A 15,697-nucleotide genomic window follows, 5' to 3' on the forward strand; every position below is an offset into this window, starting at 1 on the left:
ATAGAACAAATTTTAAGTTAAGAAAATCTTTGGAGGCATATAATAATGTTAAATGTAAATGTAAAAAATATTGATATGAAATTTAATACATCAAATGAAGTTTTTGCACCTCGAAATGTTGATAAAGGTACTTTAGCGATGTTGTCAATTATTGAATTTAAAAATGATGATAAGGTTCTAGACTTGGGGTGTGGTTACGGTATAGTTGGAATACTTTCTGCAAAAATAGTTGGAGCGACTAATGTAGTTATGACAGATATAGATAGTAGAGCAGTAGAGCTTACAAGAGAAAATATTGATCTAAATAATGTTAAAGGAATTGAAGTATACCAAAGTGATGGATTTAAAAATATTAATGAAAAAGACTTAACTTTAATTATTTCAAATCCTCCATATCATTCGGATTTCTCTGTTCCAAAGGAGTTTATTGAAAAAGGATTTAATAGATTAGCCATTGGTGGGAGAATATATATGGTTACTAAAAGAAAAGACTGGTATAAGAACAAGTTGGTTTCAATTTTTGGTGGTGTAAAAATAACTGAAATTGATGGTTACTATGTTTTTATGGCAGAAAAGAAAACTACTACATATTCAAGTAAGAAAAAATTAAAGTTGTGAAGGTAAGTTTAACTAATAAAGTTAATGTTATAACTTATACATGCAAAGGAGAATTTAAATTATGGAACAAGAACATAAATCAGTAGAAAAAATGTGGGGAAAGTATTTAACATCTATTGGAGAGTCTACTTATAATACTAATAAAAATTATACTTCGTGGCATTTTTGTGATAATGAAAAAAGCGCTAATGATTTAGCAAAATTGGTTAGAGAAAAAATCAAAAGTGGGACAAGTTCGCTTTATTATTTCTATGGTGTAGAAAATGAAGAGCTGCCTATGGAGGATAATCATAGCGTTATTACAAAGTGGAATGGAATTGCTCAATGTGTTATACGAACTAAAAAAGTAACAGTACTACCTTTTAAGGATGTAAATAAAAAATTTGCGGAATTAGAAGGGGAAGGTGATAAGTCTTTAACGTATTGGAGAAAGGTACATATAGATTTTTTTACAAGAGAATTAAAAGAGCTGGAAATGGAGTTCTCTCAAGATATGTTAGTAGTATTTGAGGAATTTGAAGTGGTATATAAGTAAATGTTAAGTTCTATTAAATCATAAATTCATTTAGATAGAAAAAAATTCAATATGAATTTAGTGAAGGAGATATAAAAATGATTTCTTATAAAATTGGATTAGAGTGTATTGAGTGGTCTCAACTTTTTAGTTTATACGAAAAGGTAGGGATGCTAAAGCGTTTTATAGAAAGTAAAGAATTTAATAAAATTGAGTCTGCATTTCAAGTGAGTTACAAGGTTGTTACAGCCTGGGAAGAAAATACTTTGGTGGGGTCTTGTAGAATGTTATCGGATGGCATATGCTATGGGGCTGTTTTTGATGTTGCAGTATTACCTGAATATCAGAAAAAAGGCATTGGGAAAGGGTTGATGAGGTTACTTTTAAAAGGTGAAGAACATATGACAATCCACCTAACTTCAACATTTGGGAATGAGGGTTTTTATAAGAAAGTAGGGTTTGAAAAACATAAAACGGCTTATTCAAAATACCCATTTGAATCAAAATATGTTGAGAATTAGGAAATTCAGACCATATAGCCTTGAGTAAATAAATACTTATTGAATATTTCTTTAACTTATTTATTTTGTGTCCAATAGGTAAAACTGATGCGAAATGTTGAATAAAACTATATATAATATTAGTAAAAAGTAATGGAGGGGTACTATGAAAAAAATTGATTTTGGTATGCCAACACTTATTGAGACAAACAGTATTGAAAGCTGTGTTAAATTATGCAAAGAGTTGGATTTAGATTTCATCGAACTAAATATGAATTTACCTCAATATCAGATTGAAAGTATAGATATCCAGAAATTTAAATCAATTTGTGAAAATGAAAATATATATTTCACAATTCATATTGATGAAAATTTTAATGTTTGCGATTTTAACAATGAAATTTCAAAAGCATATATAAAAACTATATTGGCTACTATTGATATTGCTAAACAACTGAAAATTCCTGTACTTAATATGCATATGTCAAATGGAGTTTATTTTACTTTGCCTAATGAAAAAATATTTTTATTTAATCAATATAAAGAAATTTACCTAACTAAGTTAAAGAAGTTTAGAGAGAGGTGTAAAAAAGCTATAGGTGACAGCAATATCAAAATATGTATTGAAAATTGTAGTGGTTATAAAGATTTTGTATTAGAAGGTATAGAGCTTTTGTTAGAAAGCAATGTGTTTGCATTAACCTTTGATATCGGTCATAGTCATAGCGTGAATGGTATCGATGAAGCATTTATAAATAAACATATAGACAGGCTTTATCACATGCACGTTCATGATGGTAAGGGTAAAGAAAATCACCTTCCGTTAGGTATAGGAGAAATTAATATAAAGGAAAGGATTTCTCTTGCGAGAGAACATAAGTGTCGCATAGTTCTTGAAATAAAGACTATTAGGGGGCTTAAGCAGTCAGTGGATAAATTATCAAACTACTTATAGTATGACAAATCAATGAGGTTAGCAGTGAAATTAGGGTTTGAAAAAGATAAAGTAGTAAGTTGGTTTGAGATAGAGTAGGAATTGATGGACAATGATAGCTAACAAAGTGGGGATAGGTGATTATTATGAAAGATATAAAACTTGTTATATTTGATTTAGATGGAACACTTTTTAGGACGGAGACCGTAGATATAAAAGCAATTAACGATGCTTTGGTTAAAAATGGATATGAAATCAAGTCTGATGATAAGATTTTAAATTTAATTGGATTAACTTTGAGAGAGGTATGTAAGGTGTTAATCAATAGAGTTGATGAAGATAGTATTAAACAATTTGCAAGAGATATTATAGCATTTGAACAACCATATATAAGAGAATATGGTGAGTTATATGATGGGGTTTTGAACTGCTTAAATACATTAAAGGAAAAAGGGTATACTCTGTGCATTTGTTCAAATGGGAATAAAGAGTATGTTTTGGGTATTTCTAAGAAATTTGCATTTTTTAATATATTTGATGATATTTGTTATAGTAGTGGTGGAATTAGTAAAACACAAGCAGTTGGAATGCTTAAAAGCAAGTATAAAGCAGAAAAATTTATTATGGTGGGAGATAGGACAAGTGATATTGAAGCAGCTTCACATAATGGGGGGATATCAATTGGCGTAACATATGGCTTTGGAAAAGATGAGGTGTTGTTAGCAAATTATGTTGCTAATAATCTTCAAGAAGTAGAAAAATTAGTAACAGATATTACAATTTAGAGTTTTAGAGTATTAGTGTATAATTCGCTAATACCATAATATAACGATAGTAAAAGGGAGAATATATAATGGATAAGAAAGAAGAAGCTATAAATGTATTTAATAATGGATTTAATTGCAGTCAAGCAGTTTTAAGTGTTTTTTGTGGGAAGTTTGGCTTAGATAAAGAAACCGCATTAAAAATCTCTACAGGATTTGGTGGAGGATTTCGTAAAGGTGAGGTTTGTGGAGCAGTCTCTGGAGCAATAATGACTTTAGGGTTAGAGAGTGGTCATTATATAGAAGGTGATACAAAATCAAAAAGTAAAGCATATGCGGTGACGAAAGAATTTATAAGAAGGTTTGAGGAGAAAAATGAATCAATAATTTGTAAAAAATTATTAGGGTATGATTTGTCAGATGAAAGAGAATACAATATTATTAGGGATAAGGGACTTTTTAATAGTATTTGTCCTAAAGTAATAATTGATTCAGTAGGTATTTTAGAAGATATATTTTCAGAGAAAAAGGGAAAATAATATGATGACTATCTTGATTTAGAAAAAGATTATGAAAATGTTAGGTTTGCGTATGACGGTATGACTATTAAACTTTGACCTAAAATTGTTAATGAAACGGAAAGCGTTTTATCATAAAAAGGAGAGGAAATATGGAGTGGATTGATTTCATAAGAGAATATAATCCTTACAATGATCAAGAAAAAAAAGATAAAGAACTAATTTTACACTGTATAAATATATTTGATGATATTTTAACTAGGGAAAATAAAATAGCACATATAACAAGCTCAGCATTTATAGTAAATAAGGCAAAGGATAAGGTGTTAATGGTACATCATAATATATATAATTCTTGGTCATGGGTAGGAGGTCATGCAGATGGAGAAAAAGATTTATTGGCTGTTGCAATTAAAGAAGCAAAGGAAGAGACAGGTATAAAAAATGTTAGGCCGATATCTTGTGAAATATTTTCATTAGATATATTGACTGTGCTTGGTCACATAAAAAGAGGAGAATATGTTTCTCCACATTTACATTTATCGGTTACTTACTTAGTAGACGCTGACGAAGAAGAATTTCTTATTGTTAAAGCTGATGAAAATAGTGATGTTAAATGGATTCCCATTGATAAAGTTAATATATATTCAAATGAACCTCATATGAAGAAGGTTTATAGTAAATTAACATCGAAAATATTTTTGAGATTTAAGGAGAAATAAAATGAATAAATCAATAAACATAGTGTTAAGAGAATTAGAAATTAAAGACTTAGAGGATTATTTGTATTTGAATCATCCATCACGTGAATTTCAGAAATTTAATGGTCCATATTACGTGAAAAAAAGTGAAACGGAATTAAGAAAACATGTGGAAGATTTAAGATTATTACTATTAAAAGGGGAAAAGAATGTACTCAAAGACAAAAGGATAATAGCAAACAAAGATACTGACAAGATAATTGGTCAAGTGAATTGGTATTGGAAATCACAAGAAACTCTTTGGATGGAAATTGGGATTGTTATTTTCAATGATGATTATTGGGGACAAGGTATTGGTTATAAAGCTTTAAAAATGTGGATTGATGAAGTGTTTGCAAAGAACCCAAAGCTCATAAGGATTGGATTGTCAACTTGGTCTGGAAATGAAAGAATGATGAAACTGGCTGAAAAGATAGGTTTGAAGAAAGAGGCTGTTTATAGGAAAGCAAGAATTGTTGATAATAAATATTACGATTCTGTGAGTTATGGCATATTGAAAGATGAATGGGAAGCTTTGAAATAAAATTGATTGGAGAAGATAGTTAATGGATATAAAGATTATCAAAGCAGAAAAAAAACACTTAATTGACTGTAAAGTAACTTTAATGAAATCTGAATTAGGAAGAGTATATTTTGAAGAAGAAGATAAAGCAATTAAAACTTTAAGTGAAGGAATTTCTAAAGGAGAGATTTTTGTTGCGATAGACAAAGAAGGTATATGTTTAGGGTTTGTTTGGTTTATTATTAATGGTGCTTTTCACAGCTTTCCGTATTTACATATTATAGCTGTAAAAGAAGAGTTTCGTAATCTTGGAATAGGAAAAAAATTATTAAAACACTTTGAGGAAGTAACTTCTAAAAACTATTCCAAGGTATTTCTTGTTGTTGCGGAGTTTAATTCAGAAGCTAAACGATTATATCAGAGTATTGGTTATACAGAAGTTGGAGTTATTCCAAATTTGTATAAAACCGGAGTAACCGAGTTCTTAATGATGAAAGAAATTTATCATTAACACTAGTAATAAAATTTATGATATTGATATAAATCAAAATTATTTAGATGTCTGTGAAGAGAAGTATAGAAATTTAAAAGATAGAAATAAGGAGGCCTTAATATATGACTCTTTTGGGAAAAAAATTATGGTGCATATTAATATAGGCTGAAAGGTGTGAAAAATTATAAATCAGAAAGATAGAATGTTGGCGGGTTTGCCATATAAGGCGTGGTTAGATGGATTAGCAGAAGAAAGAATGGAGAATAAAAAAAAGATATATGGGTATAATCACTGTCTACCAGATGAATACGGAAAAATTGATAAATTAATAAGAGATATTCTTGGTAATGCAGGTGTGGACATACATATTGAAGCTCCTTTTCATTGTGATTATGGAAAGAATGTTGAAATTGGGAATTGTTTTTTTGCGAATTATAACTGTACTATTTTAGATTCGGGAAAAGTAATCATAGGTAATAATGTTCAATTTGCTCCAAATGTTTCTCTATATACAGCAGGTCACCCAATACATCCTGATTCACGAAATTCTGGATATGAATATGGTATTGGTATAACAATAGGAAATAATGTTTGGCTTGGTGGTAATGTTGTTGTAAATCCTGGGGTTTGCATTGGAAATAATGTTGTTATAGGTTCGGGAAGTGTTGTTACTAAAGATATTCCAGATAATGTGATAGCAGTAGGGAATCCATGCAAGGTTATTCGTGAAATTACTGAAGAGGACCGTAAATATTACTATAAAAATAATGTTTTTGATGTTGATGATTATTTTGACTAATGTAATATTAAAGGATTAAGAGGAAGCATTTTTAAAGAGCAGCGTAATGGTAAAATATCATCTAATCCATTCAAAGGGGGTAAAAAATATGAAAACATTAATTATTAGTGGTTCACCAAGAAAGAACGGAGACTCTATGACTTTGGTTAATGAAATGATAAAATATCTTGATGGTGAAGTAAGAATAATTGAAACTTATAATAATATTAATCCATGTGTAGATTGCAGATATTGTTGGCATAACAAGGGATGTTCTATTAACGATAATATGCAAGAAGTATATCAACTGCTTAATGAAGTTGATAATGTTGTAATAGCTTCACCATTATATTTTTCTGAACTTACAGGTCAACTTTTAAGCTTTGCAAGTAGACTACAGTTATTTTATGCAGCTAGATGTATAAGGAAAGACAGTGAGTTTAAGCAGAAAAAGAAAAATGGTGTGCTTGTTATTTCAGCAGGTGGAGATACACGTGACTATGGTCGTTCAGAAAAAACTGCGAATATTATTTTTAACCAGATGAATACGACACCAATTGGTAGTGTAAGGTCGATTCACACTAATGAGATGCCAGCCAAAGAAGATATTGAGGCTTTAGATAAAGCCAAAGAACTTGCATTGAAATTAAATGAGCTACATAATTTGTCTATGGATTAAATTTTTTAGTCACTAATGTTTCTGATAAAATGGAGGTTTAATTTATTATGGATGATGTTGAAAGTATACTTAATTATTATAAGGATGAATTAAAATGGAATCCGCCGTTTGCTGACATACTATCTAAATATTCCCCAGAGGGATTGAAAGGTTATTTGGTAATGCGTGAATCCGTTCAAAATGGTCATTTGCCTAAAAAGACAAGCGAATTAATTTTTACAATATTGGATAGTTTAGATAATGAAGTAAGCGGTGCAAAAGCGCATGCTGTTACTGCAATAGAAGCAGGTTTAACTATGGAAGAATTAGTAGAAGCGTTTGTAATTGTAACTATTGTAAAAGGTATTAATGTGTTATGTAAAACAGGCGTTGAAGTTATAAAAGCAGCAGAGAAAAGATTTGAAGAAATAAAATTAACCAAGGAGAATAAACAATAAAATCTTCTGAATACGACATATAAAAGGGAGCAATATTAATGGATATGGAAATGAAACATAAAAAAATCATAGAAATTGTTAAGGATAAATTAACTTGTTCTGCTCATAATTTAGACCATGTATTTAGGGTGTATAATCTTTGTCTGTTGATTTCAAAAGGTGAAAAAAATGTTGATTTGGAGGTTCTTATTCCAGCGGCATTGTTGCATGACATTGCAAGAGTTGAAGAGAGTGAAGATAAAACAGGCAAAATTGACCATGCTGTTTTAGGCAGTGAAATTGCAGAGGGAATATTAAGAAACTTGGATTATGAAGAAGAAAAGATAGATAAGATAAAACACTGTATTATAGCACATAGATTTAGAACTGGAAATGAGCCTAATACAATAGAAGCAAAAATACTTTTTGATTCAGATAAACTTGATGTTATTGGGGCAAGTGGAATTGCGCGTACTTTTATGTTAGCAGGACAATTTGGACAAAGATTAACAATTGGTGAACCACTTGATAACTATTTAAATACCAATACTGTTGAAAATGGGAGGATAAAAGATGTTTCAAAACATACACCTTTCATTGAATATGAAGAAAAGTTTAAAAAAATACCTGATAAATTGTATACAAAAAAAGCAAAGGAAATAGGGAAAAGAAGACTTGAATTCATGAAAGAATATTTTAACAGATTAAAGCTAGAGCTAGAGGGGATTGAATAAAAGTAATTCAATAAAGGAGCTAAAAGGATGAAATGCAAAATAAAAAACATATTTATAAACTATGAAATAATAGGAAATGGAAAACCGATTATTATGTTACATGGGTATAATGTAGACCACAGGTTAATGTCAGGATGTATGGAACCTGTATTTAGTGCTGAAAATGGTTATAAAAGGATATATATTGACTTGCCAGGCATGGGCAAGTCAGAGAGTGCAGAATGGATTACTGACTCTGATATTATGCTTGATATTGTAATTAGTTTTATTGATAAGATTATTCCAAATGAAAAATTTTTACTTGCTGGTGAGTCATATGGGGGATATTTGGCAAGAGGAGTAATCTATAGAATGGCAGATAGAGTTGATGGAGTTTTACTGATTTGCCCAGTTATAGTAGCAGATTATAATAAACGCAATGTTCCGGATCATATTGTTTTGGTTAAAGATAATAAGTTGTTAGCTAAACTGACACCAGAAGTGGCTGAGGGTTTTAATTCTAGTGTAGTGGTTCAAAGTGAAAAGATATATGAGAGATGTGAAAATGAAATAATATCTGGAGCTAAAATAGCCAATAAGACATTTTTGAAAACTCTTAAAAAAGATGGATATGTATTCACATTTGATGTAGATAGGTTAAATAATAAATTTGATAAACCTTCTCTTATATTGTTAGGAAAACAAGATAATTGTGTTGGATATAAAGATTCATGGAATATATTAGACAATTTTCCAAGAGCGACTTTCGCTATACTAGATAGAGCGGGACATAGTTTGCAAATAGAACAAGAGGAATTATTTAATTCATTAGTGAAGGAATGGCTTGTAAGGGTTAGTTAAGGATAAATATAAATTTAGTAGTTTGTTATAAATAATGTGGATAATATTTAGTTGAAAATATGTGTTATTGAACAGCTACGACTTGATTGCTATAAGTGAAAAATGTGATAATACACTCCAAATGTATTACCATATATATGGATACAGCAAATGCACGGACTTCTGATAGAATTAAGGATTTAGTTTCCTTAGCTCTATTTTTTTTACATTATTAAGAAACTGAGCAAAAGGATAAATCCTTAATAATAAATATATAATTTCTATGAAATGAGAAGCCTATTTGGAAAATATGGTATAATAAGCAAAAGATTTAATGACATATCATCTTTTCTTATGAGATATGAGTCACCACATTTATGAATTATTAAAAAATCACTTACAATTGAATATTATTATTTTGAAAAGTAGTGAAAGTGTAGAGAAATTTATAAGTGAGCTAATAATAAAATAGACGGAATATTCATAAAATAATTTACAGTTTTGAAATCGTAAAGGAAAAATATTTTATAGGGATTAAAGGGGAGTAGTTATTATGTTAATCAAACTTGAAAGATTTAGAAGTGAGGAAATTATGCAATTAGTGTCATGGGTTCCTAATAAAGAGTTCTTACTTCAATGGGGAGGGCCATTATATAATTTTGAATTTATGGGGAAACAGTTTCTTAATGATATAAATGAAATGATAGGTGAGAATCCTAAAAATTTAATGTTTAGCTGTAAACTACTTGAAAGTAATGAGATGGTTGGTCATATACAGTTACTTGGTATAGATAGAGTAAATATGTCTGCTCGAGTAGGTAGGGTTCTTGTAGGTGATAAAAAGTATAGAGGCAAAGGAATTGGCTTGGAAATGGTAAATGCAATTTTGGACATTGCATTTAATAAATTAAATTTACACAGGGTAGATTTGGGTGTATTCGATTTTAATGAGTCTGCAATTGCTTGCTATAAAAAAGCAGGATTTATTATTGAAGGGAATTTTAGAGAATGTAGAAAAATAGATGGAAAGTACTGGTCATTGATTAACATGAGCATTCTCGAGGATGAATATAGAAGTAATAAAAACACTATTTAGTGTTAATGAATAAACTTAGTATTAGGTAGAATATTGGTGTTTTATCATCCAACAAATAATATACATTATTCAATAAATCATTGGGGAGGAATCACGTGATAAAATTAGAAAGTGAAAGATTAAAGTTATTACCTTTACAGGCAAAACACCTCGATTTAGCTTTAGAGAACTATGGGGAAATGCAGAGTGAGTTGGGATTAAGTGTTTCTAATACAATACTGGATGATGAAATGAAGTATGCAATGAAAGTAAGATTGCAAAAGGTGAGTGAAGATAATAAAAACTATTTATGGTTAACAAATTGGGCAATCGTTCTTAAAGAAGAAAATAGGATAATAGGATTTATAATGATTAAAGGATGTCCTAATGAAAATGGTGAAGTAATAGTTGGATATGGTATTGAAGAGATGTACAGAAATAGGGGTTATGCTACGGAAGCATTACAAGGTTTAAAAAAATGGATTTTCGAAAATCCAAAGGCTATATATATAATTGCAGATACAGAAAAGGATAATATAGAATCACATAAAGTATTAAAAAATGTGGGTGCTATTAAATATAAGGAAGATGACGAATTAATATGGTGGAAAATTGAAAACAAATAAAATGTTTTAGGAGGATATACATGGATGAAACAACCAAATTAAAGGTCGGTGATTCAATAGGTATTTTTTCATCATCAGCACCTATAACATATTTATGTCCTAATAGATTTGATAGAGCCAAGCAATATCTACAAAGTAAAGGTTTTAATCTGATAGAGGGAAGTTTAACAGGAAAATATGATTTTTATAGGTCAGGGAGTATTATGCAAAGAGCAGAGGAGTTAAATAGTTTAATTAGAAATCCAGAAGTAAAATGTATCATGGCATCAATTGGTGGGATGAATTCAAATTCAATTCTTCCTTATATAGATTACGAAAAGTTTAAGCTACATCCTAAGATAATAATAGGATATTCTGATGTTACAGCAATTTTGCTTGCTATATATGCACAAACAGGAATAAGTACATACTATGGACCTGCATTAGTAGCATCATTTGGAGAATTTACACCATTTGTTGATCTTACTTATAAATATTTCAAAGAAATCACTATGGATAAAATGAGTTTTCCTTATGTATTTCAAACTCCAGAATACTGGACAGATGAATACGTTAATTGGGAAATACAAGATAGAAGCAAAGAGAAAAGAGAAAACTCTTGGATTACAATTTATGGGGGAAATGTCCGAGGCAGGGTAATGGGTGGTAACTTAAATACAATTCAAGGGATATGGGGCAGCAAATATATGCCTGAAATAAAGAATGGAGATATACTTTTTATAGAAGACTCTTTAAAAGATGCTGCAACGATAGAAAGAAGTTTTTCTTTTCTAAAATTAAATGGTGTATTTGATAAAATTTCTGGAATTATACTTGGGAAACATGAATTATTTGATGATATGAAGACAGGTAGAAAACCATATGAAATTTTAGTAGAAGTATTAGGAGATAAGAAGTTACCATTTGTTGCCGATTTTGATTGTTGTCATACGCACCCAATGATGACGCTACCAATAGGATGTGAAATTGAACTTGATGCTACAAATAAGAAAGTAACCATCATAAAAGATTGGTTTAATTAGAAATATAGTAGGGAAATGTGATAACTGCTCAGGGAGTAGCTTTTATTGATTTTGCAATTGAAATATGTGATTGGTTTGATTTGTTGAAAATGAAGAGGGGAGAGGTAATTTCACTAAAGATATTAAGGGATTATAAATGAGTGGCTTAGTATTGCTAGATTACAATATTCTTAATTAGAAAAATAAAATGTTGATTGCACATGGCTAATAATAATGAGGGAGGACAATCATACTATGATTATGTATAATACGGATAAGAAAGTTGATTATGATAAATTAAAAACTTTATTTAATGAGGTAGGCTGGAATGATAAAACTGAGGATAATAATAGATTATTACTTATGGTAGAAAATTCTCAAATAGTAGTTACTGCATGGGATGAGGGAAGAATGGTCGGATTTGCTAGGTGTACAACAGATTATGTGTTTAATGGACAAATAAATAATGTAGTGGTTGATTCTAAATATAGAAAAAAAGGTATTGGTAAAAATTTAATAAACATAATATTTAATAGTAGTCAACAAGTCACATACATGTTAAGGGGAAGTATTAGTAATGAGGAATTTTATAGAAGTTTAGGTTTTGAAGATGGTCCAATATCTTTAATTTATAAACGTAAAAGTTAAGATGAAATATAAATTTTCATGTAATATTAGGCAAATATGAGAAATTGGAAGGATGATAGAGAGATGAAAGAAAACTTGCAACTTAATGCAGATAGATTTATGGGATTTGCTGATGTTTATAATAATGCAAGACCTAAATGTCCAGAGAAAGTTAAGGAGATAATACTCAAATATTTGAATCGTGATCCAACTCTTGTGGTTGATTTGGGATGTGGTACAGGGCTTTCTACAAGAATTTGGAGTGAGGTAAGTAATAAAGTAATTGGGATAGAACCAAGTACTGACATGATTAAAGTGGCAAGAGAAAAAACGGTGGGGTTAGATAATATATTATTTAATTCTGAATTTTCAGATAATACTCAATTAAACAATAGCTGTGCAGATATTATCACATGTTCGCAATCATTTCACTGGATGAATCCAGAAAATACCTTGAATGAAGTATCGAGAATTTTAAAGAAAGGTGGTATATTTGCAGTCTACGATAATGACTGGCCACCCGTATGTAATTGGGAAGCAGAATTTGAATATAATAAGCTTTTTGATAAAGTAAGAGAATTTGAATTAACACATCCAGATATTAAAGAAAGTTTTAAGAGATGGGACAAAGACAAGCATCTTTCAAATATAAAAAATAGTGGTAATTTCAGATATGTAAGAGAAATAGTATTTTCTAACTCTGAGATTTGTAATGCACAAAGATTTATTTCAATTGCTTTAAGCCAAGGAGGAGTACAGGCTATTATGAAAGCCAATATAGATGAAATTAATCCTCTTTTGATTTCTTTTAAAGAGCGAATTATTGATATCTTTGGCAGCAGTGAATTTAATATAGATTTTTGCTATCGGATGCGTATTGGTGTTAAGTAGATTGTTAGAAATTGATTGTTTTGCACAATAGTATTTTTGTGAAAGCAAAGGTTAATTACAAATAAATTAGTTGTTAGGGGTAAGTACTTTTAGAGAAAGGGGATAAACAAATATGGAAACATTAGTAACTAATAGATTGATACTAAGGGAATGGAAAGAAAGTGATAGCGCTGATTTATATGAGTATGCTAAAAGTGAATTAGTAGGTCCAAGTGCTGGCTGGCCACCTCATAAGAATGAGGAAGAAGGTAAAGGGATAATAAGAATGTTCATTGAAAATAATGAAACATATGCTGTAGTTCTAAAATCAGAAAACAAAGTAATTGGCGGTATTGGACTTCATAATAGAAAACCTGATGATAGTCTTTCAGACTTGAAGCAAAAAGAAATAGGATATGTTCTTAACCCTAAATACTGGGGAAACGGGTTTATTCCAGAGGCCGTAAATTATTTAATAAGATATGGATTTAATGAATTAAATTTAGATTTAATTTGGTGTGGACATTTTGACTTTAATTCTAAGTCTAAAAGAGTAATTGAAAAATGTGGATTTAAATATAGGTTTCAAAAAACTGAGAAGTTAAAACTATTAGATAATAAAGAAGTTACCACATTGTACTATAATATTTTCAAATCCGAGTATACTGATTGATTATCAATACCTGGACAGTTTTTATACAAAATTTATTAAGTCAATGTAAAAACTAAAGGAGGTATTGCGTATGAAAGTATTAGAGTCAGAAAGGTTACTTTTAAAACCCTTATCTTTTAATGAACTATTATATATTAATGAAAATCAGAGTGATAATATTGAAATTAGCATTGATTTAGAATCAATATCTCATTCTGTTAAATTTGCAGTAGCAAAAAAACTAGAAAAGATGAAGAATATTAGTGAAGATACTCAAAAATGGTATACGTACTGGCTAATCATTAATAAGGAAAATCAAATAGGAGTAGGTTTTATTGGATTTAAAGGGTTAGTAAGTGAAAATGGTTACTCAGAAGTTGGATACAGTATTTCACCTAATTATAGAAGGCAAAGAATTATGACGGAGGCCTTAGAAACATTAATAAGATGGGCTTATGGGTTTAGAGAATGTAGAGGAATAATTGCTAAAGTTTCAAAAGGAAATATAGGGTCTAATAAAATATTAAATAATTGCAATTTTAGAGTAAATAGTTCGACTGAGCAAGAGGATAATTATATTCTTGAATTCAGGAGATATGAAGATGGTAATTAAATTGATTCTTATACACGTACAAAATTAAAGTTAACATCGGTTAAGTCAATTAATAAGGTTGATAGTGAACAGTTTAGGGGGTAAAGTGATGAAAGAAAAAATTCAAAGGATATGTGATGATTTTAGTAAAAAACATAATTTTTCTGGTACTTGTCTTGTGAAGCAGGGGAATGATGAGATTTTTTCACATGCGTATGGGTTGGCACATAAGGGTTTTAATATTCCTAATAGACTTAATACTATGTTTGATACCGCATCCATCACCAAAGTTTTTACTGCAACGGCCATTTTGATCTTAATAGAAAAAGGGTTATTACATTTTGATGACAAAATTACAAGCATTATTGATTTAAATGGAACTACAATTCCTAAGGATGTAAATATCTATAATTTGCTTAACCATACTTCTGGAATTGCTGATGACGCAGACGAAGAAGCAGGAGAAATTTATTCTGATTTATTTATTAATAAACCTAATTATGCTATAAGAAATACAAGTGATTTTCTTAAGCAATTTGCATATAAACAACCTATATTTAAGGCAGGTACCAATGTTAGATATAATAATTGTGCTTTTGTCTTATTGGGTTTAGCGATAGAAAAAATATCTGGGCAGGATTATCGAAAATTTGTCACCGATAATATTTTTGTGCCTAGTGGTATGTTAAACACAAAATTTTGTGCTATGGATGAAGTGAATGCAAATATGGCAGAAGGGTATGTTGGGCATTACTCAAAAAATAAAGATCATATTAAATGGAGAAAAAATATTTACTCTTATCCACCTATTGGATCTCCTGATTCTGGAGCCTATACAACAGTACTTGACCTTGATATTTTTATAAGAAACCTAAAATCAAATATGGTATTAAATTCAGAATATACGAATATGTTATTTTCACCTCATTGTAAATTTGCCAAGCCATTTAATTGTGGTGAATCTTCAGTTAATGCAACATTAAGAAAAGGATATGCCTTTGAGTTCGTAGAAATTAATGGTAATGTATTTTGTATGCGTAAAGAGGGGCTAAACGATGGTGTAGGTGCAATGCTTTCATATTATCCAGAGATTGATGCAACAATTATAATTTTGAGCAATCAAACTATGTGCGATGGAGAGTGTGATGTTTGGGATATGCATAGGGAAATTCAAACTATTATAAATTCTTAATGTTCCTATAGCATATATTGAATGTGAGAAAA

At 29.8% G+C, this 15,697-nt stretch carries 22 protein-coding genes; all 22 read left to right on the top strand.

Annotation, left to right across the window (positions count from 1 at the left end; genetic code table 11):
• The first annotated feature begins 45 nt into the window (after positions 1 to 45).
• The 22 genes from LL038_RS02080 to LL038_RS02185 all read left to right on the top strand — a co-directional run bounded on the left by LL038_RS02080 (position 46) and on the right by LL038_RS02185 (position 15,665).
• Positions 46 to 618, top strand: coding sequence for a class I SAM-dependent methyltransferase (locus LL038_RS02080; protein WP_216125548.1), 573 nt, complete (start codon positions 46 to 48; stop codon positions 616 to 618).
• Between the two features lie 61 nt (positions 619 to 679).
• Complete coding sequence (locus LL038_RS02085) at positions 680 to 1,153, top strand: ASCH domain-containing protein (protein WP_216125550.1); 474 nt, start codon at positions 680 to 682, stop codon at positions 1,151 to 1,153.
• 77 nt (positions 1,154 to 1,230) lie between these two features.
• Positions 1,231 to 1,653 carry a GNAT family N-acetyltransferase gene (locus tag LL038_RS02090; RefSeq protein ID WP_216125553.1) on the top strand — a complete coding sequence of 141 codons (423 nt, stop codon included), beginning with the start codon at positions 1,231 to 1,233 and terminating at the stop codon, positions 1,651 to 1,653.
• Positions 1,654 to 1,798: 145 nt separating this feature from the next.
• Positions 1,799 to 2,587, top strand: a complete 789-nt coding sequence (locus tag LL038_RS02095) for a sugar phosphate isomerase/epimerase family protein (RefSeq protein WP_216125555.1) — start codon at positions 1,799 to 1,801, stop codon at positions 2,585 to 2,587.
• Between the two features lie 125 nt (positions 2,588 to 2,712).
• Positions 2,713 to 3,351: an HAD family hydrolase gene (locus LL038_RS02100; protein ID WP_216125557.1), complete on the top strand. Its 639-nt coding sequence runs from the start codon at positions 2,713 to 2,715 to the stop codon at positions 3,349 to 3,351.
• A 68-nt stretch (positions 3,352 to 3,419) separates the two neighbouring features.
• Entirely contained in the window at positions 3,420 to 3,869 is a 450-nt protein-coding gene (locus LL038_RS02105) for a C-GCAxxG-C-C family protein (RefSeq protein WP_216125560.1), read from the top strand.
• A 131-nt stretch (positions 3,870 to 4,000) separates the two neighbouring features.
• Complete coding sequence (locus LL038_RS02110; RefSeq protein WP_216125563.1) at positions 4,001 to 4,570, top strand: NUDIX hydrolase; 570 nt, start codon at positions 4,001 to 4,003, stop codon at positions 4,568 to 4,570.
• A 1-nt stretch (position 4,571) separates the two neighbouring features.
• Positions 4,572 to 5,132 (top strand): GNAT family N-acetyltransferase, encoded by a 561-nt coding sequence (locus LL038_RS02115; RefSeq protein ID WP_216125566.1) that lies wholly within the window; start codon positions 4,572 to 4,574, stop codon positions 5,130 to 5,132.
• A gap of 22 nt (positions 5,133 to 5,154) precedes the next feature.
• Positions 5,155 to 5,622 carry a GNAT family N-acetyltransferase gene (locus LL038_RS02120; protein ID WP_216125569.1) on the top strand — a complete coding sequence of 156 codons (468 nt, stop codon included), beginning with the start codon at positions 5,155 to 5,157 and terminating at the stop codon, positions 5,620 to 5,622.
• A gap of 166 nt (positions 5,623 to 5,788) precedes the next feature.
• Positions 5,789 to 6,403 carry a sugar O-acetyltransferase gene (locus LL038_RS02125; RefSeq protein ID WP_216125632.1) on the top strand — a complete coding sequence of 205 codons (615 nt, stop codon included), beginning with the start codon at positions 5,789 to 5,791 and terminating at the stop codon, positions 6,401 to 6,403.
• An 88-nt stretch (positions 6,404 to 6,491) separates the two neighbouring features.
• Entirely contained in the window at positions 6,492 to 7,061 is a 570-nt protein-coding gene (locus tag LL038_RS02130; protein ID WP_216125572.1) for a flavodoxin family protein, read from the top strand.
• Between the two features lie 47 nt (positions 7,062 to 7,108).
• A complete protein-coding gene (locus tag LL038_RS02135; protein WP_216125574.1) occupies positions 7,109 to 7,498 on the top strand; it encodes a carboxymuconolactone decarboxylase family protein in 390 nt (129 codons plus the stop codon).
• A gap of 38 nt (positions 7,499 to 7,536) precedes the next feature.
• Positions 7,537 to 8,211 (top strand): HD domain-containing protein, encoded by a 675-nt coding sequence (locus LL038_RS02140; protein ID WP_216125576.1) that lies wholly within the window; start codon positions 7,537 to 7,539, stop codon positions 8,209 to 8,211.
• A 27-nt stretch (positions 8,212 to 8,238) separates the two neighbouring features.
• Positions 8,239 to 9,051, top strand: a complete 813-nt coding sequence (locus tag LL038_RS02145) for an alpha/beta fold hydrolase (RefSeq protein WP_216125577.1) — start codon at positions 8,239 to 8,241, stop codon at positions 9,049 to 9,051.
• 532 nt (positions 9,052 to 9,583) lie between these two features.
• Positions 9,584 to 10,126 carry a GNAT family N-acetyltransferase gene (locus LL038_RS02150; protein ID WP_216125578.1) on the top strand — a complete coding sequence of 181 codons (543 nt, stop codon included), beginning with the start codon at positions 9,584 to 9,586 and terminating at the stop codon, positions 10,124 to 10,126.
• A gap of 95 nt (positions 10,127 to 10,221) precedes the next feature.
• Positions 10,222 to 10,731: a GNAT family N-acetyltransferase gene (locus tag LL038_RS02155; RefSeq protein WP_216125579.1), complete on the top strand. Its 510-nt coding sequence runs from the start codon at positions 10,222 to 10,224 to the stop codon at positions 10,729 to 10,731.
• 20 nt (positions 10,732 to 10,751) lie between these two features.
• Positions 10,752 to 11,753 carry a S66 family peptidase gene (locus tag LL038_RS02160; RefSeq protein ID WP_216125580.1) on the top strand — a complete coding sequence of 334 codons (1,002 nt, stop codon included), beginning with the start codon at positions 10,752 to 10,754 and terminating at the stop codon, positions 11,751 to 11,753.
• 234 nt (positions 11,754 to 11,987) lie between these two features.
• Positions 11,988 to 12,380: a GNAT family N-acetyltransferase gene (locus LL038_RS02165; protein WP_216125582.1), complete on the top strand. Its 393-nt coding sequence runs from the start codon at positions 11,988 to 11,990 to the stop codon at positions 12,378 to 12,380.
• Positions 12,381 to 12,443: 63 nt separating this feature from the next.
• Positions 12,444 to 13,250, top strand: a complete 807-nt coding sequence (locus LL038_RS02170) for a class I SAM-dependent methyltransferase (protein ID WP_216125635.1) — start codon at positions 12,444 to 12,446, stop codon at positions 13,248 to 13,250.
• Between the two features lie 112 nt (positions 13,251 to 13,362).
• Positions 13,363 to 13,902: a GNAT family N-acetyltransferase gene (locus LL038_RS02175; protein ID WP_216125584.1), complete on the top strand. Its 540-nt coding sequence runs from the start codon at positions 13,363 to 13,365 to the stop codon at positions 13,900 to 13,902.
• Between the two features lie 70 nt (positions 13,903 to 13,972).
• Positions 13,973 to 14,494 (top strand): GNAT family N-acetyltransferase, encoded by a 522-nt coding sequence (locus LL038_RS02180; protein WP_253200326.1) that lies wholly within the window; start codon positions 13,973 to 13,975, stop codon positions 14,492 to 14,494.
• An 88-nt stretch (positions 14,495 to 14,582) separates the two neighbouring features.
• Positions 14,583 to 15,665 carry a serine hydrolase domain-containing protein gene (locus LL038_RS02185; protein ID WP_216125589.1) on the top strand — a complete coding sequence of 361 codons (1,083 nt, stop codon included), beginning with the start codon at positions 14,583 to 14,585 and terminating at the stop codon, positions 15,663 to 15,665.
• Positions 15,666 to 15,697 lie beyond the last annotated feature (32 nt).

The organism is Clostridium estertheticum (genome assembly GCF_026650985.1).
GTDB classification, from domain to species: domain Bacteria; phylum Bacillota; class Clostridia; order Clostridiales; family Clostridiaceae; genus Clostridium_AD; species Clostridium_AD estertheticum_C.